A 17,033-nucleotide genomic window follows, 5' to 3' on the forward strand; every position below is an offset into this window, starting at 1 on the left:
ACGACCAGGGCTACGGCCAGCAGGGCTACGACCAGGGCTACCAGCAGCCGGCGTACGACCAGAACTACGGCCAGCAGAACTACCAGCAGCCCGCGTACGACCAGGGCTACCAGCAGCAGCCCGGCTATGACCAGGGCTACGGCCAGCAGGGCTACGACCAGGGCTACCAGCAGCCCGGCTACGACCAGGGCTACCAGCAGCCGCAGGGCGGGTACGCCCAGCCGCAGTCGGTGACGCTGTACCTGGAGGACGGCTCCAACCGGACATTCGCGCTTCGCGACGGCACCAACGTGATCGGCCGGGGCCAGGACGCCCAGTTCCGCCTCCCCGACACGGGCGTCTCGCGCCGGCACGTCGAGATCCGCTGGGACGGCTACGCCGCCGTCCTCAACGATCTCGGCTCCACCAACGGCACCTCGGTCAACGACGTGCCGGTCTCCAACTGGGAGCTCGCCGACGGGGACCGGATCCGCGTCGGCCATTCCGATATCGTGGTCCGCTTCCAGTAGATTTCACCTCGGGCACGCGCGTAAGCCAGACCCGCAGAAGCGCCCGCACACCGGGCGCCGGACGAGTGTGCGTCGGATGAGACCAGGAGGGAGGCACCGTGCAGGGACTCGTGTTGCAGTTGACCCGGGCGGGCTTCCTCCTGTTGCTGTGGCTGTGCGTCTGGCTGGTCATCAGCGCGCTCCGGTCCGACGCGCGCCTCGCGTCGGGCCTACGGCCCCGCCAGAAGGAGGCCAAGGCGCCCCGTCGGGCCCTGTTCTCCCGCACCAACAAGGTCGCGAACTACCTCGTCGTCACCCACGGCCCGCTCGCGAACACCCGGATCACCCTCGGCCAGCAACCCGTGCTCATCGGCAGGGCCGACGACTCGACGCTGGTCCTCAACGACGACTACGCGTCGACCAGGCATGCGCGCCTGTCCCGCGACGGTGACGACTGGTTCGTCGAGGACCTCGGCTCCACCAACGGCACGTACTTGGCCCGCAACAAGGTCACCACTCCCACCCGCGTCCCGCTGGGCACTCCGGTGCGCGTGGGCAAGACAGTGATCGAGTTGCGCCCGTGAGCCTCGTCCTTCGCTATGCCGCACGCTCCGACCGGGGCCTCGTACGCAGTAACAACGAGGACTCCGTGTACGCGGGTGCGCGCCTGCTGGCACTGGCCGACGGCATGGGCGGGCACGCCGCCGGCGAGGTGGCCTCGCAACTGATGATCTCCGCGCTCGCCCCCCTCGATGACGACGAACCCGGCGGTGACCTGCTCGATACGCTCCAGGAGGCGATGGTCGCGGGCAACGAGATCATCGCCGAGCAGGTGGCCGAGGACCCGGAGCTCGACGGCATGGGCACCACCCTCACCGCGATCCTCTTCGCGGGCTCCAAGCTGGGCCTGATCCACGTGGGCGACTCCCGCGGCTACCTGCGGCGCGACGGTCAGCTCATCCGCATCACCAAGGACGACACCTTCGTCCAGACCCTCGTCGACGAGGGCCGGATCACCGCGGAGCAGGCGCACACCCACCCGCAGCGCTCACTCATCATGAAGGCGCTCACCGGGCACGAGGTCGAGCCCACGCTCACCCTGCGCGAGGCCAAGACCGGCGACATCTACCTGCTCTGCTCCGACGGCCTCTCCGACGTGGTCAGCGACGAGACCATCGGCGAGACGCTGGAACTGGCGACCGACGACGTCGGCGCCGCCGCCGACCGGCTCATCGAACTGGCACTCAAGTCCGGCGGCCCCGACAACGTCACCGTCGTGGTGGCCCGCGTCGAGGACACCAGCTTCGGGCAGAGCCGCCCCATCGTCGGTGGCGCCGCGAACGACGACGACGAGGACTACGTACCGCCGGCCAACACCGCGGCCGGCCGCGCCGCCGCGCTCCGGCCGCCGAAGAAGGCCCCCCGCCGCGTGGTCGCGACGGACGTCGACGAACAGCCCGAGACCGGCACGCGCCGCAAATGGATCGCCCTCGGCGCGCTTCTCGTCCTGGTGATCGGCGGCGCCGTCGGCCTCCTGGTGAGCCGCTCGGTGGTCAACTCCAGCTACTTCGTCGCGGCCACCGACAAGGGCACCATCGCCATCTCGCACGGTGTGAAGCTCTCGCTCTTCGGCCGGACGCTGAACTCGCAGCAGGAGGTCGTCTGCATCGCGGAGACCGCCGGTGACGGCCGCGCCGACCAGGGCTGCACCCCGCTCACCGTCGACGACCTGACCCCGCGCGGCCGGGCCAACCTGGCCGGCCTGCCGTACGCGAGCTCCCTCGACGATGCCCGCGCGCAGGCCCGCAACCTCACCGCCCGCGACAACCTCATGGAGCGCTGCGCGATCACCACGGAGATCCTGCCAGCCGCGCCCACGCAGGACCCTGCTCTCCCGGCACCGTCGACGACGGTGGCGTCGCCGCCGCCGGGCGAGACGCTCGCGCCGCCCCCGCCGCCCGTGACCAGGGTCGTGACGCAGACGTCGACGCCGGAACAGCCCTGCCGCGGAGGCCCCTCGTGACGTCGGGCGTCAGCACTCCCGGTTCGGGCATCGCGCTCGACCCGAACCGACGGTCCCGGACCTACGAGCTGGTCCTCCTCGGTGCCGCCACGGTGGTGACGGGCACCTCGCTCGCGCTGGTGGAGTGGGCGCAGGAGCAGCGGATCACGCTCGACCTGGCGAAGTACGTCGTCGCCTTCATCGTGCTGTACGGCGCCGCGCACTACGCGGTGCGCCGGTTCGCCCCGTACGCGGACCCGATCATCCTGCCCGTGGTGGCCATGCTCAACGGTCTCGGCCTGGTGCTGATCCACCGCCTCGACCTGGGCAACGAGCACGCCGAGAACGGCCGCGTCACGCTGACGCAGGAGGCCAACCAGCAGGTCCTGTGGACTCTGCTAGGCCTCGCTGTGCTGGTCGCGGTTCTGGCGCTGCTGCGCGATCACCGGACGCTCTCGAAGTACGCCTACACGATCGGCCTGGCCGGCGTGGCCTTCCTGGCCCTGCCGGCGCTGCTGCCGTCGAGCCTGTCGGAGATCAACGGCTCGAAGAACTGGATCAAGACGCCGCTGTTCAACATCCAGCCGAGCGAGATCAGCAAGATCCTGCTGATCATCTTCACCGCGGCCTTCCTGGTGTCCAAGCGCGACCTCTTCACCTCCGCGGGCCGTCGCGTACTGGGCATCGACCTACCCCGCGCCCGGGACCTCGCGCCGCTGCTGCTGGTGTGGGTCGTGGCGCTGGGCGTGCTGGGCTACGCCAACGACCTCGGCACGCCGCTGCTCATCTTCTTCACCGTCCTGGCGATGGTCTACATCGCCACCGAACGGATCGGCTGGATCGTCGTGGGCCTGAGCCTCGCGGTGGTCGGCGCCGTCGCGGCCTACCAGCTCTTCCCGCACCTGCGCGTGCGCATCGAGGTGTGGCGCGATCCGTTCGCCGCCTACGAGACCATCGGCTACCAGCCCGCGCAGGCCCTGTTCTCGCTGGCCACGGGCGGCCTCGCCGGCACCGGCCTCGGCTCCGGCAGGCCCACGATGGTGCCCTTCGCATCGACCGACTTCATCATGGCCGCGGTCGGCGAGGAGTTGGGCCTCATCGGTCTCGCCGCCGTCCTCATGCTGTTCCTGGTGCTGATCTCCCGCGGCTACCGCGCGAGCCTGACGGTGCGCGACAGTTTCGGCAAGCTGCTGGCCGCCGGCCTGGCCTCGACGATGGCGATCCAGCTCTTCGTCGTCGTCGGCGGCGTCACCAAGCTGATCCCGCTGACCGGCCTGACCACGCCGTTCATGAGCTACGGCGGTTCGTCGCTGCTCACGAACTACGCCCTCATCGCGATCCTGCTGCGCATCTCCAACGCGGCGCGCGAGCCCAAGGTCGCCCGCAAGCCCGGCGCGCCGGTCCCCGACCGGCCGACCGAGATCGTGAAGCGCGCATGAACTCACCGATCCGCCGCGTCTCCCTCGTCGTGGTCCTGCTCCTGGTGGCACTGCTCGCCAATGCCACCTGGGTCCAGGTCTTCCGCGCCAGCGACCTCCGTTCCGACAGCCGCAACGAGCGGGTGCTCCTCGACGAGTACTCGCGCCAGCGCGGCTCCATCCTGGCGGGCGGCCAGGTCATGGCCAGTTCGATCAAGACCGACGACCGGTACAAGTACCTGCGCACCTACCCCGAGAACATGGCGCGGGCGTACGCGCCGCTCACGGGCTACTACTCGATGATCTACAGCTCCAGTGGACTCGAGCATGCACAGGAGTCCGTGCTCAACGGCAGCGACGACCGGCTGTTCGGTCGCCGCGTCGTCGACCTGCTCTCCGGGCGCGACCCGAGCGGCGGCAACGTGATCACCACGATCAATCCGACGATGCAGCGCATCGCCTACGAGCGGCTGAGCGCGGCGTGCGGCACCAACGGGCCGTGCCACGGCGCAGCGGTCGCGATCGAGCCGTCGACCGGCAAGATCCTCGCGATGGTCTCGACCCCGAGCTACGACCCGAACCCGCTGTCCTCGCACGACACGGACGCGGTCTCGAAGACGTGGGATCAGCTCAAGGACGACCCGGACAAGCCGATGGACAACCGGGCGACGTCCTGGACGTACCCCCCGGGATCGACGTTCAAAGTGATCACCACCGCCGCGGCTCTGGCGCAGGGCAAGGGCGTCGATCTGACGACCCGACTGACGGCCGACAGGCAGGTCACCCTGCCGGGCGGCGGCAATACGACGCTGCAGAACTACGCTGGGATGACGTGCCCGGAATCCTCGGGCGGTACCGTCAGCCTGTTGCAGGCGTTCCAATACTCCTGCAACACCGCGTTCGTGGATCTGGCCACGGCGAAGATGCAGGACGGAGGCGAGGCGATCAAGGCGATGGCGAACAACTTCGGAATCAACTCCACGCCCGACCCCATCCCGCTGCGGGTCGCGCAGTCGGTGACCGGACCGCTGTCCGACGGTGCCCAGACGGGCCAGTCGGCCATCGGGCAGCTCGACGTGGCCGTGACACCTCTGCAGAACGCGGTGATCGCGGCGACGCTCGCCAACGGCGGCGTCCGCATGCAGCCCTACCTGGTGGACTCCTTCCAGGCTCCCGACCTCACGAACTTCGGCGCCACCTCACCCAAGCGGCTGGGGCAGGCCGTCTCGCCGCAGGTCGCGGCCCAGATGCGGGAGCTGATGATCGCGTCGGAGCAGCACACGAAGGGCTCGGGCGGACGAGTGCAGATCGCGTCCAAGACCGGTACGGCGGAACACTCCCAGGGCCAGCGCGGCGGCGAGGCGCCGCACGCGTGGTACATCGGGTACGGCCCGGTGAACGATCCGAAGGTAGCGGTGGCGGTCATCATTGAGAACGGTGGAAATCAAGGCGAGGCAGCGACCGGTGGGTCGCTCGCCGCGCCGATCGGACGAGCGGTGATCAGCGCCGCGGTGAACGGGCAGGGGAACTGATGAGTCTGCAGACCGGATCGGTGATCGCCGACCGCTACGAACTCCTCCGGCTCATCGCCACCGGCGGCATGGGCCAGGTCTGGGAGGCGATGGACACCCGGCTCGACCGTCGCGTCGCCGTCAAGGTCCTCAAAGCCGAATTCTCCGAGGACCAGGAGTTCCTCGCCCGCTTCCGCAACGAGGCCCGCACCACCGCGGCCCTCAACCACCCCGGCATCGCCGGGGTCTACGACTACGGCGAAACCGCCGACCAGGCCGGCGGCGCACCCCTGGCCTACCTCGTCATGGAACTCGTCAACGGCGAGCCGCTCAACGCCGTCCTGAGCCGCCTCGGCCACCTCAGCCAAGCCCAGGCCCTCGACCTGCTCGAACAGACCGGCCGCGCCCTCCAGGTCGCCCACACCGCCGGCCTGGTGCACCGCGACGTCAAACCCGGCAACATCATGATCACCCCCACCGGGCAGGTCAAGATCACCGACTTCGGCATCGCCAAGGCCGTCGACGCCGCCCCCGTCACCAAGACCGGCATGGTCATGGGCACGGCCCAGTACATCTCCCCCGAGCAGGCCTCCGGCGAGGACGCCACCGCCGCCTCCGACGTCTACTCCCTCGGCGTGGTCGGCTACGAATGCCTCGCCGGCAAGCGTCCGTTCTCGGGCGACGGTGCCATCACCGTCGCGATGAAGCACATCCGGGACCAGCCGGAGCCGCTGCCCGGTGACCTGCCGGCACCCGTCCGCGAGCTGATCACGCTGACCCTGGGCAAGGATCCGCGCCAGCGGTACGCGAACGGCGGCGAGTTCGCCGACGCCGTGGCCGCGGTGAAGGCCGGGCAGCGCCCTCCGATGCCGCGCGGCTGGACCGGCGCCGCACCGGCGGCGGCCGCCGCCGCGACCGGCGCTCCGGAGACCGCCGCAACGGCGATCGTGCAGCCCGCGTCCCGCCCGGGACCACAGCCCGTGTCCCGCGCCTCCACCCCGACGCCGCGCTCCGCGGCGCCCGCGGCCTACTCGGACAGGGGCGGTTGGACCAAGGCGCAGAAGACGATCCTCGCGGTCTCGGTGGCGCTGCTCCTGCTGGCGGCGGCGATCGTCGGCGGCTACTTCATCAGCCGGGACACGGGCTCGGAGACGCCGCTCCCGCCGGCCAGCACGTCGGACACGGGCACAGTCGCGCCGCCGCCGACGGGGACCTCGACCGCGGCCCGGTCCGTGCCGACTCAGCAGACGACGCAGCCGACGAGGACCGTGACCGAGACGTCGACACCGCCCCCCACCACCACCACGCCGCCTCCGCCTCCGCCTCCGCCGACGCGGCCGACGTCGGCGCCGCCCACGACCACCACGACGCAGGCTCCGACGACCCCCGAGACCACCGACCCGCCGGTCACCGGGGGCGAGCCGACGACGAAGCCGCCGTGCACCGGTATCTTCGGGATCCCACTCCCCTGCAACAACTAACGGATAACGGACAAGCAGATGACTACCCCGCCGCGTCGCATCAACGACCGCTACGACCTGGGCGAGACGCTCGGGTTCGGTGGCATGTCCGAGGTGCACCTGGCCCGGGACACGCGTCTGTCGCGCGACGTCGCGATCAAGATCCTCCGCGCCGACCTCGCCCGTGATCCGAGCTTCTACGAGCGGTTCCGGCGGGAGGCGCAGAACGCGGCGTCGCTGAACCACCCGACGATCGTGCAGGTCTACGACACCGGCGAGGCACAGACCCCGTCGGGTCCGCTGCCGTACATCGTGATGGAGTACGTCGACGGGGAGACCCTGCGCGACGTGCTGCGGCGCGACGGGACCATCGCCCCGCAGGCGGCGATGACCTGGATGGCCGACGTCTGCGCGGCGCTGGACTTCAGCCACCGCAACGGCATCGTGCACCGCGACATGAAGCCCGCCAACGTGATGCTCACCCGCGCGGGCGAGATCAAGGTCATGGACTTCGGCATCGCGCGGGCGATGAGCGACCCGTCGGCGGGCATGACGCAGACGGCGGCCGTGATCGGTACCGCGCAGTACCTCTCCCCGGAGCAGGCCCGCGGCGATTCGGTGGACGCCCGTTCGGACGTATACGCCGCCGGCTGCGTGATCTTCGAGCTGCTCACGGGGCAGCCGCCGTTCACCGGCGACTCGCCCGTCTCCGTGGCCTACCAGCACGTCCGCGAAGACCCGCCGACCCCGTCGGCGATCCTGGACACGGTGCCGCCGGAGCTCGACTCGATCACGCTCAAGGCGCTGTCGAAGAACCCCGCGAACCGCTACCAGACGGCCGGCGAGATGCGGCAGGACCTCATCCGGGTGCTCGCGGGCCGCAAGCCCGAGGCCCCGATGGTGCTCTCCGACGAGGAGCGCGACGCGCTGCTCACCGAGCCGACGAAGTCCCGTCGCCGGGCCGCGACCGCCCCCGTCGCCGCGGCGGCCACTGCCGGTGCCGCGGAAGCCTCCGGCACCGAGCCCTCGGACGACGACCCTCCCACGGCCGTCGTCGACACCGCGACCCCGTCGGCCGCTCCCGCGCGACGCCGGCACTCGACGCCCGCGAAGAAGGGCGGCCGCTCGAGGCTGGTCCTGCTTCTGTCCATCGCGGTGATCGCACTTATCGCCATCGGCGCCACCACCTGGTTCAACGTGCGCGGCAGTCAGGGCGGCGGCGAGCAGACCGCCACCGTGACCTCGCAGATCGGCGAGCCCGCTGCGGACGCTCAGGTGGCGCTGCAGAAGCTGGGCTTCATCGTCGAGATGCAGCGCATGCCCGACAACGCCGTGCCCGCCGAGCACGTGATCTCGACCCTGCCCGGGCCCAACGCGAGCGTGACGAAGGGTTCGACGGTGGTCATGCAGGTCTCGACGGGACCGAAGATCGTCGGCGTGCCCGACGTGGCGGGCAGGCCGGAGGCGGACGCCCGCCAGATCCTCGAGAGGGCGGGCTTCACCGTGGTCAAGGACGTGAGCACCAGTCCGTCGCCGACGGTCGCGAGGGGCTACGTACTCTCGACCAACCCGGCGATCGGCACGAACACCCAGCAGAACACGCCCATCCGGCTGACGGTCAGCTCGGGCAAGGAGCAGGTGCGGGTGCCCGACGTGACGAACACGCAGATCTCGCAGGCGACGTCGAACCTCCAGGGCGCCGGCTTCGAGGTCACCTCCACCCAGGTCGAGGACAACGCCCCGCCGGGCACCGTCCTCAGCCAGAGTCCGGCCGCCGGGTCGACGGTCGACAAGGGGAGCACGGTGTCGCTCCGCGTCGCCAAGGCCCGGCCCATCACGATGCCGAACGTGATCAACCAGGATCAGAACGCCGCCCGTGCCGCGCTCATCGAGGCCGGCTTCTCGGCGGACAACATCCGCACGGTCGTCGACGCGCCGTCGGGCCTGTTCGACCGCGGGCGGGTCTGGCGGACCGATCCCGACGTCGGCGCGCAGGTGGACTCGTCAGCGACGATCGTCCTGCACGTCCGCCGGTCCTAGACCGGCCCGGCGCTCAGCCGAGCGCGGCGGCGACCTCTCGCTCGAGTTCGGCGACGCGCGCCTCGGCGACCGCGTAACCGCACACGGCGAGCCAGTTCGCGAGCATCCGGTGGCCGCCCTGCGTCAGCACGGACTCGGGATGGAACTGCACGCCGTGGATCGGCAGCTCGCGGTGCTGGAAGCCCATCACCACGCCGGAGTCGGTGCGGCCGGTGATCTCCAGCTCCGCGGGGATCGTGGGCTCGAGCACCGTCAGCGAGTGGTAGCGGGTGGCGATGAAGGGGTCCGGGAGTCCGGCGAGCACGCCGTGGCCGTTGTGGTGCACCAGCGACGTCTTGCCGTGCAGCAGCTCGGGCGCGCGGTCGACCGTCGCGCCGAAGACGGCGCCGATCGCCTGGTGCCCGAGGCACACGCCCAGCAGTGGGGAGCCGGCCGCGCGGGCGGCCTCGACCATCGGCATCGTCTGCCCGGCGCGCTGGGGGGTACCGGGCCCGGGGCTGAGCAGCACGCCGTCGTACTGCTCGGCCGCGGCGGCCGGATCGTCCAGTCGCGGATCGTCGTTGCGCCAGACTTCCGCCTCCACGCCCAGCTGGCCGAGGTACTGGACCAGGTTGAACACGAAGCTGTCATAGTTGTCGACGACGAGGATCCGCACGCCGTCCAGCGTAGCGGGGTGGGGTGGCGCCTTTGCATCCGATATCCTGGCAGGTGAACAGCACCCTGGTAGAAGGAAGCCATGCCGAAGTCGAAGGTCCGGAAGAAGACCGATTACACGATCAACACCGCCACGGATTCGCGCACGCCGGTCAAGGTGAACGCTCCGTCGGGCCGGTGGTTCGTGGTCGCGTTCCTGGCGCTCATGCTCGCCGGGCTGGCCTGGCTACTCGTCTACTACGTCGGCGCGGACCCCAACGGTATGGGCGCCCCCGGCAAGCCGCTGGAGTGGATGGCGAACCTGGAGGCGTGGAACTTCGCCATCGGTTTCGGCCTCATGATCACCGGTCTGTTGATGACGATGTGGTGGAAGTAGCCCTGAACAGCGAAATCACACCGATGTCATTCATCCCCAGCTGTGGATAAACCTGTGGACAACTGGAGCGCCCCGCGCGGTGTGGGCGTCGTCCTGCTCGTGGCGGGCGTCCTCCTCGGTGCCGCCGCGGTCGGCTTCCAGGCGATCAAGGACCCCGTCGGGATGGTGCTCGTCGGGATCGGCGTGCTCGCCCTGATCTACCTCGGACTCCAGGTGTTGGTCCTGCGCCCGCGACTGTCCGCCGACGATGCCGGCGTCGTCTACCGCGGCGCTTTCGGCCGCAAGGTGTTCCCGTGGGACGGGCTGGAGATCGGCCGCACCAGCACGCGGCACTGGGGCCGCGAGTCGGTGCTGCTGGAGCTCACGCGCGGCGACGACCTGCTCTTCCTCGGCCGCTGGGAGCTCGGCGAGGCGCCGGCGCTCGTCGCGGAACAGCTCGAGGCCCTGCGCCCGTCCTGACGGCCCGTTCCCGACGGCCCGGAAGACACGAAGGCCCGGCCGGAGGCGATCCGGCCGGGCCGTTCTACGCAGCGAGCGCGCTACTCCTCGACGGTGATGGAGTTGATCGTGACCTGCTTGACCGGGCGGTCCGCGCGATCGGTCTGCGTGCCACCGATGGCGTCGACCACCTTGCGGCTGGCCTCGTCCTCGACCTCACCGAAGATCGTGTGGCGGTTGTTCAGGTGCGGGGTCTTGCCGACAGTGATGAAGAACTGCGAGCCGTTCGTCGCCGGGCGGCCGATGTTCGCCATGGCCAGGATGTACGGGTGGTCGAAGCGCAGCTCCGGGTGGAACTCGTCGACGAAGTCGTAGCCCGGGCCGCCGGTGCCGGTGCCGGTCGGGTCGCCGCCCTGGATCATGAAGCCGTCGATGACGCGGTGGAAGATCGAGCCGTCGTAGAACGGGCCCGAGGTGCCGCCCGAGGCGTTCGTGGTCGTGTATTCCTTGGTGCCCTGAGCGAGTCCAACGAAGTTCGCCACGGTCACGGGAGCGTGGTTGCCGAATAGCGCGATACGGATATCGCCTTCGGAGGTGTGCAGGGTCACATGGGCGGTAGCGTTGGAGTTGGTCACACCGCCATTCTGCCATTCCTTGCACGTGCGAACCCGGGAAGATCCGATAAGAATCGGCGGTGGAACGGACAGACGCTCGCCCGCTGAAAGGATCCCGCCACCGATGGCCACCACCCCTGTGCTCGACGACGCCCCCGTGACCGACGCCGCTCCGGCACCGTCGGACCCCTCGAACCTGCAGCGCCTCGTCTCCGGCCTCGGCCAGAGCGTCGTCGGCCCCGCGAACATCCTCCGCGCGCTGTCGGGCCTCGGCCTCTCCCTCGCGGGCAAGGTGCTCGCCGGGATCTACGGGCTGATCCGGTCGTGGATCGCCCCTGCCGAGGTCGATCCCGAGCGGGCGATCACGCTGTCCGACGGTGCGCCGTCCCGCCCGGCCTGGCGCACACCACTGCTGATCAGTGTGGTCGTCGCGCTGGTGCTGGCGGTGGGCGGCGTGGCCTTCAAGCTGCTGCGCACGCCGTCGGCGCCGCCCGTCGCCGCCGAGCCGCCCCGCGTGCGCCCGGCGAGCGGTGCCACCGGCGACAGCGCGCCGGCACCGCTCGAGGAGACGGAGACGGTCGAGGAGGACGTTGCCGTGGAGTCTCCGGCCGAGGAGGATCCCCGCAAGAAGGGCGAGTAGCCCCGGCGCCCCGCCGGCTAGCTCCGCCAGCCGGCGGGTTGGTGCGCCTGGATCGCCAGCAGTGCCCACGCCAGCGCGATCACGAAGAAGAGTCCGTCGAGACCGCCGCCCCCGCGGTAGTGGAGGGTCGCGGAGACGATGATCGAGATCAACGCGGCCACCCAGCAGAGAGCGCAGCGGCGGTTCATGCCACCAGGGTATGCCGCCCTTGCGCCGTCCGGTACTCGAGCGTCGGTGCGTGTCGTCGGCGGACCCGGCGCGTCACACGGTGGCCGGAATCCCTCGCGACCCGCTGCGGACCGTCAGGAGGTGCAGGAGTTCCGCGCCGACGAGTCCGATCGCGCCCCACAGGATCGCCTGCGCGACGAACGAGTAGGTGCGGAACCAGTACAGATCGTCCGGGTTGAAGCCGTCGGGCGTCGCTACGGTCGCCGGTAGTAGCAGGCAGGCCAGGGTCAGCCCGACGAGCACGACCGCCCCACCCGCCAGCGCGGCGCCGTACCCTCCGAGCCGCGGCACCGCCGCGAGCCCGATGACCCAGGCGCCGGCCACGAGCGCCAGGCAGATCGCGACCATGAGCAGGTAGGCGCCGGTGCGCTCGCGGATGGTGTCCGGATCCCCCACGACGGGCGGGTTGGGCGGGTACTTCAGGTACGGCAGGGCGTAGAGCCCGGCGAACAGCGAGCCGGCGACGGCGAGCGCGACGGTGCGCGGCGTCCACTGGGCCAGCTTCGGCGCCGCGATGCAGTAGGCCACCCCGAACAGGGCGCCCATCGCGATGCCGAACAGGATCAGCCCCGCGCCGAGCCCGAGGTTCTCCTGGACGGCGCGGGTGAACAGCTCCGGCTCCTCGGCCATGCCCGCCATTCCGGCGTGACCGGCGTGCTCCGCGGCGTTGCGGGCCTCCTCGAAGGCGACGGCCCGGCCGATGATCGGCTCGACCATGATCCGCCCGAAGACGAACGCGAACAGGCCTCCGATCGCCCCGGCGAGTGCGCCCCGGGCGATGACGTGTTTTTCCATCTCTCCCCCGATCAGTGGCAGGGGAAGCCCAGGAAGTGCCGGGCGTCGTGGAAGAACTCGTGCACGTGCATGTCGTTCCCGAACACCGAGACGGCGCCCTGGTCGATGCCGATGAAGTAGTAGGCCAGCACGGCCAGGATCAGCGTGGCGCTCAGCCAGATCGCCCGCCGGGAGACGTGCAGCGAGAGATCGCCCGCGTGGGCCGTGGTGGATGCGTTCGCCATGAGCGGCGCTCCTTCGTCCGGGGTTTCGCGCCCGGGTAGGTGACTCGACGGTGCCCGGTCGCCCGGGCGTGCCGATGCGGGTCTGGCTTCACAGTGGCGCGACCGCTCCCCTACGGGATTCCGCATCCGGCCCGCGAAGTGTAACCCCGCGGGCCGGCGACCGCCCTCAGACGGGCATCAACCTGCCGAGCAGGTCGGACAGGGTGACCACGGCGCGCCCACCGTCGCGCTCCACCACGGCGAGGTGCGAGCGCGCGTCCCGCATGGTGCCGAGCGCGGCGTAGGCCGGTTCGGCGGCGTCGAGCACCAGCACCGGGCGCATGAGCTCCCGCGCGGTCGCGTCGGGCGCGGCCCGGAGGCTGTCCCGCACGTGCACCACACCGACGACGGCGGCGCCGTCGTCGACGAGCAGCCGCAGGTGACCGGTCCGATCCGCGACGGCCCGGATACGTTCGGGCGCCGCGGAGCCCGGCACCGAGGACGGCGCGGCGTCCCACCGAGCGATGTCGCCGACCGTGAGCGACTCGAGTTCGAGCGCGCTGGTCAGGTGCCCGGAGTGCTGCTCATCGAGCGCGCCGACGGTGGCGGAGTGCTCGACGAGGTGCCGCAGCGCCGCCGGGTCCTGCCCGGTCTCCAGCTCATTGACCGGGGTCACGCCGACGCGCTTGAGGCACCAGTTGGCGGCCTCATTGAGCACGATGAGCAGCGGCCGGAAGACCGTCATGAAGGCACGCATCGGCAGGGCCAGCATGATCGCCGACCGCTCGGGGTGCGCGATCGCCCACGACTTCGGGGCCATCTCGCCCACCACGAGGTGCAGGAAGGTGACGACCAGCAGGGCCAGCACGAATCCGCCGACATCGGCGATCCAGCCGGGCATACCCGTCGACGCCAGGAGCGGCGTGAGCCATCCGTCGACGGCCGGCTTGGTGAAGGCGCCGAGCGCCAGCGTGCACACGGTGATGCCGAGCTGCGAGCCCGCGAGCAGCAGCGACAGCTCCGAGGCGCTGCGCAGCGCGGCCCGCGCGGAGGCGCTGTGCGCGGCCTGGTCTTCGATCCGATGCCGACGTGCGGCGATCAGCGCGAACTCGACTGCCACGAAGAAGGCGCTGGAGGCGATCAGCAGCGCCGTGATGATCACGACTCCCCAGGTGCTACTCATCGTCGGCCTCCTTCTCAGCGCCAGCGCGCCGGCTCAGGTGCACGGACGACGGCACGCGCCGTTCGACGGTGCGCACCTCCGCGCGAAGCACGTCCGGCGCCGCGCCGGGCAGCGCCGCCGGGTCCGCCATGAGTGGCAGTTCCGCGATGTCGCCGGGGCGGGGCAGCGCGCCGAGCCGCGCGGTGACGGCGCCGCCCAGAGTCTCGGCATCGCCGGGCTCGAGGTCCACGTCGAGCAGGCGCTCGACCTCATCGAGGTGGACGTCGCCTCGGAGCAGCCAGCCGCTGTCGTCGCGGACGGCGGGCTCAGGATCGGATCCGTCGTGCTCGTCGTCGATCTCGCCCACGAGTTCCTCTGCGATGTCCTCGACGGTGACCACGCCGTCGAAGCCGCCGTACTCGTCGATGACGAGGGCCATCTCCCGGCCGGCCTCGGCGAGTTGCGCCACGACGGTGGGCAGCGGCATGGAGCCCGGCACGATCACGGCGGGGCGGCACCGCGAGCGGGCGTCGCCGCTGGCGTCGCCGAGCAGGTCGTGCATCGTGATGACGCCGATCAGGTCGTCGGCGGTCTCGCCGATCACCGGGTACCGGGTGTGGCCGTCGGCCATCCGATCGAGCACCGCGGCCGCGGGTTCGTCGGCGCGGACCACGTCGACGCGGGCGCGCGGGATCATCGCGTGCTCCGCGGTGTGGTCCGGGAAGTCGAGGATCCGGTCGAGCAGGGTCGAGAGCTCGCGCGGCAGCTCACCCGCGTCGCGCGAGGCGGCCACGATGTGCTCGAGGTCGCGCGGCGTCGCGGAATGCTCCACGTCGTGCACGGGCTCGATGCGCACGGCGCGCAGCAGCATGTTCGACGCCTGGTCGAAGAAGCGGATGAGCCAGCCGAAGACGCGGAGGTACAGCGTCGTCGAGAAGGCGAGGCGACGGGCGACCGGTTCCGGCCGGGCGATCGCGAGGTTCTTCGGGAAGAGCTCGCCGAAGACCATCTGCACCACTGTCGAGAGGCCCACTGCGACGAAAGCGCCGATCCCGACGCCGACAGCGGTGGGCACGCCCACGCCACCGAGGAGGCTGCCGAGGCTCTGCCCGATCATGGGCTCAGCGACGTAGCCCACGAGTAGGCCGGTGACGGTGATGCCGAGCTGGGCTCCGGAGAGCATGAAGGACGTGCGGCGGGTGACCTGCAGGGCGCGGGCTGAGGCCTCGTCACCCGCGGCGGCGCGCGCGCTGAGCCGCGATCGGTCCACCGCCATGTAGGCGAATTCCTGGGCCACGAAATAGCCGGTGAAGGCGGTGATCACGACGACCACCAGGATGCCGGCGAGGATCGTTAAGACGGTGATCACGCGGCGGCCCCGCGAGAAGAAATGGGTTCAGCGGTTCCGGGTTTTCGGCGTTTGCGCGATGCGCGTCTCATCGATGCTCTCTGTGTCGGGCCTGCCGGGCGCAGGTCGCTGCGTAAAGTGTAGGTCAAGTTCCTCGATCCGGCATCGCAGCAGGTCGGGGGCCGTCGGGACCGCCGAAGGCGAGATTCGGTTCTGCTCATCTCAGACGCCACATCGAATCACGCTGACCGGCAGCACGTGAGCGCTACTCACTGCCGGTTGAGCCAAGGGAATCAGCCCCGAGCACACCCTCGCGCTCCCGCGAGCCGAGTTCCCAGGGCGTGAAGGACCATTGCCCGTCCAGTTCGATATCCGTCAGCTCGATCTCTGATTTGACACCACTGGCTTCGAACTCGGTTGTCCACCGCACCGGAATCCTGACACCAAGGTCGATCGCGATCTCCGCTCTGGAATTCGCGCTGAACTTGTGTACAGCGCGAACGAGTATTTCCCCGTTCGATAGCGCTGAGCTCGCGATCCGCCATGGGTCCTCTCCACGACCCCATATACCGAGCTGGGAGGGGTTGAGGAGTTGTACTGCGGGCGGCGTCGCCATGTCGCCAGGAAGGTCCGTCGGTTCGTCCCCGTGGACCAATTGGTATCCGGTCTCGGGGGCGTAACGGATCTCCGTCCGCAGTCGGGATCCGATGTCGAGAAGCGAGAAGGTGCCGGCTGCCCGATCGAGCTGCAGCCGCCGTCTCTTCACCGAGGTCGGCTCGCCGTGGAATTGCCCTCTGGGCCATCCCTTGTCCAGCACCGTGCACGTCACCCCGGGCGAGTTCTCCACGTCGAGGAGCATCCCGACTGCTCTCATGATCATTGCCGCTTCGTCTCCCTGATCAGCGGACCACCCTCCTTCTCACCGTAGCTGCGCCAGTTCGACAGCGTTGCCGCCGTGTCCAAGCACGTCCGGGTCCACGCGAACTCTCCGGGTCGGCTCCCACAATGGAAACCATGCGCACGCTCATCCGGGAACTCGAGCTCGACCTCATGTCCGCGCCGACACGGGCGGACGCAGCCAAGCTGAGGACGCTATTGCATCCGGAGTTCGTGGAAATCGGACGCTCGGGACGACGGTGGACACGGGAGCCGATCATCGAATCACTCCTCGCCCATCCACGCGAACAGGCACCCACCGTCGACGAATGGGAGTTCACCCACATCGCCGACGACCTCCTGCTGGTGACGTACCGCACCGACGACGGCGAACGGGTCAGCCGCCACTCGTCGCTCTGGGACACCGCAGGGACAACCCCCGTGATGAGGTTCCACCAGGGGACGGTTGTGCCCGACTGAACCGCTCGGCTACAGCGCGGTCACGACGTCGCTCGAAGCGATGCTCACCGCCCGGTTCCCACCCTGTTGACACAAGATTCTTGTCGGATCTGGTCACGGAACGAGAGAAGCGGCTCCCGACGATCTCGGAAACCGCTTCTGACCTGCGCTGAAACTTGTGGAGCCTAGGAGATTCGATATCTCTAGGAGCCTCCTGACTGTCCACGACGTGGCTGACGGGTCTCATCGTGGCTGTTGTGGCCCTGTGGCGGACGGATTATCTGCATGTTCTCCTCGACGGGCTTCTTGTTTGGCCGGCGG

19 protein-coding genes are annotated in these 17,033 nt (G+C 70.0%); 11 read left to right on the plus strand and 8 right to left on the minus strand.

The features are described 5' to 3' along the window. From FK529_RS19400 to pknB, 7 genes are all read left to right on the plus strand, one after another. Nucleotides 1–509 (plus strand): FHA domain-containing protein (locus tag FK529_RS19400; protein ID WP_146564260.1); only part of this gene is annotated, 509 nt, incomplete at its 5' end. A gap of 98 nt (nucleotides 510–607) precedes the next feature. Beyond that, the gene (locus tag FK529_RS19405) at nucleotides 608–1,072 is read left to right on the plus strand and encodes an FHA domain-containing protein FhaB/FipA (protein ID WP_146564262.1); all 465 of its coding nucleotides are present in this window, start codon (nucleotides 608–610) and stop codon (nucleotides 1,070–1,072) included. Further along, on the plus strand, nucleotides 1,069–2,511 hold the full coding sequence (locus tag FK529_RS19410; RefSeq protein ID WP_146564264.1) for a PP2C family protein-serine/threonine phosphatase: 1,443 nt from the start codon (nucleotides 1,069–1,071) through the stop codon (nucleotides 2,509–2,511). The genes FK529_RS19405 and FK529_RS19410 overlap by 4 nt, the downstream gene beginning before the upstream one ends. Next, nucleotides 2,508–3,929 (plus strand): FtsW/RodA/SpoVE family cell cycle protein, encoded by a 1,422-nt coding sequence (locus tag FK529_RS19415; RefSeq protein WP_193559736.1) that lies wholly within the window; start codon nucleotides 2,508–2,510, stop codon nucleotides 3,927–3,929. Before FK529_RS19410 ends, FK529_RS19415 begins: the two co-directional genes overlap by 4 nt. Continuing rightward, on the plus strand, nucleotides 3,926–5,440 hold the full coding sequence (locus FK529_RS19420) for a peptidoglycan D,D-transpeptidase FtsI family protein (protein WP_146564266.1): 1,515 nt from the start codon (nucleotides 3,926–3,928) through the stop codon (nucleotides 5,438–5,440). The genes FK529_RS19415 and FK529_RS19420 overlap by 4 nt, the downstream gene beginning before the upstream one ends. Further along, nucleotides 5,440–6,900: a serine/threonine-protein kinase gene (locus FK529_RS19425; protein ID WP_146564268.1), complete on the plus strand. Its 1,461-nt coding sequence runs from the start codon at nucleotides 5,440–5,442 to the stop codon at nucleotides 6,898–6,900. Before FK529_RS19420 ends, FK529_RS19425 begins: the two co-directional genes overlap by 1 nt. An 18-nt stretch (nucleotides 6,901–6,918) precedes the next feature. Beyond that, nucleotides 6,919–8,919, plus strand: coding sequence for a Stk1 family PASTA domain-containing Ser/Thr kinase (gene pknB / locus FK529_RS19430; RefSeq protein ID WP_146564270.1), 2,001 nt, complete (start codon nucleotides 6,919–6,921; stop codon nucleotides 8,917–8,919). Nucleotides 8,920–8,932: 13 nt separating this feature from the next. On the opposite strand, the gene FK529_RS19435 is transcribed toward pknB, so the two are convergent. Continuing rightward, on the minus strand, nucleotides 8,933–9,574 hold the full coding sequence (locus FK529_RS19435; RefSeq protein WP_146564272.1) for an aminodeoxychorismate/anthranilate synthase component II: 642 nt from the start codon (nucleotides 9,572–9,574) through the stop codon (nucleotides 8,933–8,935). Nucleotides 9,575–9,655: 81 nt separating this feature from the next. Between FK529_RS19435 and crgA the strand changes: the two genes are divergently transcribed. Together crgA and FK529_RS19445 are read left to right on the plus strand one after the other, a co-directional pair. Then, nucleotides 9,656–9,949, plus strand: a complete 294-nt coding sequence (gene crgA / locus FK529_RS19440) for a cell division protein CrgA (RefSeq protein WP_146564274.1) — start codon at nucleotides 9,656–9,658, stop codon at nucleotides 9,947–9,949. Nucleotides 9,950–10,003: 54 nt separating this feature from the next. After that, on the plus strand, nucleotides 10,004–10,408 hold the full coding sequence (locus tag FK529_RS19445; protein WP_146564276.1) for a PH domain-containing protein: 405 nt from the start codon (nucleotides 10,004–10,006) through the stop codon (nucleotides 10,406–10,408). 80 nt (nucleotides 10,409–10,488) lie between these two features. Here the strand turns inward: FK529_RS19445 and FK529_RS19450 are convergent, their stop codons facing one another. Continuing rightward, the gene (locus tag FK529_RS19450; RefSeq protein WP_146564278.1) at nucleotides 10,489–11,022 is read right to left on the minus strand and encodes a peptidylprolyl isomerase; all 534 of its coding nucleotides are present in this window, start codon (nucleotides 11,020–11,022) and stop codon (nucleotides 10,489–10,491) included. A 103-nt stretch (nucleotides 11,023–11,125) separates the two neighbouring features. Between FK529_RS19450 and FK529_RS19455 the strand changes: the two genes are divergently transcribed. Then, on the plus strand, nucleotides 11,126–11,641 hold the full coding sequence (locus tag FK529_RS19455) for a hypothetical protein (RefSeq protein WP_146564280.1): 516 nt from the start codon (nucleotides 11,126–11,128) through the stop codon (nucleotides 11,639–11,641). A gap of 17 nt (nucleotides 11,642–11,658) precedes the next feature. Here FK529_RS19455 and FK529_RS20115 read toward each other — a convergent pair whose 3' ends face one another. The 6 genes from FK529_RS20115 to FK529_RS19480 all read right to left on the minus strand — a co-directional run bounded on the left by FK529_RS20115 (nucleotide 11,659) and on the right by FK529_RS19480 (nucleotide 16,236). Beyond that, nucleotides 11,659–11,829, minus strand: coding sequence for a hypothetical protein (locus FK529_RS20115; protein WP_158635161.1), 171 nt, complete (start codon nucleotides 11,827–11,829; stop codon nucleotides 11,659–11,661). A 73-nt stretch (nucleotides 11,830–11,902) separates the two neighbouring features. Continuing rightward, nucleotides 11,903–12,664 (minus strand): CbtA family protein, encoded by a 762-nt coding sequence (locus FK529_RS19460; protein WP_146564282.1) that lies wholly within the window; start codon nucleotides 12,662–12,664, stop codon nucleotides 11,903–11,905. An 11-nt stretch (nucleotides 12,665–12,675) separates the two neighbouring features. Further along, on the minus strand, nucleotides 12,676–12,888 hold the full coding sequence (locus FK529_RS19465) for a CbtB domain-containing protein (RefSeq protein WP_068526281.1): 213 nt from the start codon (nucleotides 12,886–12,888) through the stop codon (nucleotides 12,676–12,678). Nucleotides 12,889–13,054: 166 nt separating this feature from the next. Beyond that, nucleotides 13,055–14,050, minus strand: coding sequence for a CNNM domain-containing protein (locus FK529_RS19470; RefSeq protein ID WP_146564284.1), 996 nt, complete (start codon nucleotides 14,048–14,050; stop codon nucleotides 13,055–13,057). Continuing rightward, nucleotides 14,043–15,398: a hemolysin family protein gene (locus FK529_RS19475; RefSeq protein ID WP_146564286.1), complete on the minus strand. Its 1,356-nt coding sequence runs from the start codon at nucleotides 15,396–15,398 to the stop codon at nucleotides 14,043–14,045. Before FK529_RS19475 ends, FK529_RS19470 begins: the two co-directional genes overlap by 8 nt. A gap of 244 nt (nucleotides 15,399–15,642) precedes the next feature. Beyond that, nucleotides 15,643–16,236, minus strand: coding sequence for a hypothetical protein (locus FK529_RS19480; protein WP_146564288.1), 594 nt, complete (start codon nucleotides 16,234–16,236; stop codon nucleotides 15,643–15,645). 155 nt (nucleotides 16,237–16,391) lie between these two features. On the opposite strand from FK529_RS19480, the gene FK529_RS19485 reads away from it, so the two are divergent. Further along, on the plus strand, nucleotides 16,392–16,733 hold the full coding sequence (locus FK529_RS19485; RefSeq protein ID WP_146564290.1) for a nuclear transport factor 2 family protein: 342 nt from the start codon (nucleotides 16,392–16,394) through the stop codon (nucleotides 16,731–16,733). The last annotated feature ends 300 nt before the right edge of the window (nucleotides 16,734–17,033 follow it).

The sequence above is a fragment of the Tsukamurella asaccharolytica genome, from assembly GCF_007858435.1.
In the GTDB taxonomy this organism is placed as follows: domain Bacteria; phylum Actinomycetota; class Actinomycetes; order Mycobacteriales; family Mycobacteriaceae; genus Tsukamurella; species Tsukamurella asaccharolytica.

Coding starts and splice junctions, on each gene's coding strand:
- FK529_RS19480 (WP_146564288.1), bottom strand. CDS start 16,236: ATGCTCCTCGACGTGGAGAACTCGCCCGGGGTGACGTGCACGGTGCTG.
- FK529_RS19420 (WP_146564266.1), top strand. CDS start 3,926: ATGAACTCACCGATCCGCCGCGTCTCCCTCGTCGTGGTCCTGCTCCTG.
- FK529_RS19485 (WP_146564290.1), top strand. CDS start 16,392: ATGCGCACGCTCATCCGGGAACTCGAGCTCGACCTCATGTCCGCGCCG.
- pknB (WP_146564270.1), top strand. CDS start 6,919: ATGACTACCCCGCCGCGTCGCATCAACGACCGCTACGACCTGGGCGAG.
- FK529_RS19455 (WP_146564280.1), top strand. CDS start 11,126: ATGGCCACCACCCCTGTGCTCGACGACGCCCCCGTGACCGACGCCGCT.
- crgA (WP_146564274.1), top strand. CDS start 9,656: ATGCCGAAGTCGAAGGTCCGGAAGAAGACCGATTACACGATCAACACC.
- FK529_RS19470 (WP_146564284.1), bottom strand. CDS start 14,050: ATGAGTAGCACCTGGGGAGTCGTGATCATCACGGCGCTGCTGATCGCC.
- FK529_RS19465 (WP_068526281.1), bottom strand. CDS start 12,888: ATGGCGAACGCATCCACCACGGCCCACGCGGGCGATCTCTCGCTGCAC.
- FK529_RS20115 (WP_158635161.1), bottom strand. CDS start 11,829: ATGAACCGCCGCTGCGCTCTCTGCTGGGTGGCCGCGTTGATCTCGATC.
- FK529_RS19425 (WP_146564268.1), top strand. CDS start 5,440: ATGAGTCTGCAGACCGGATCGGTGATCGCCGACCGCTACGAACTCCTC.
- FK529_RS19460 (WP_146564282.1), bottom strand. CDS start 12,664: ATGGAAAAACACGTCATCGCCCGGGGCGCACTCGCCGGGGCGATCGGA.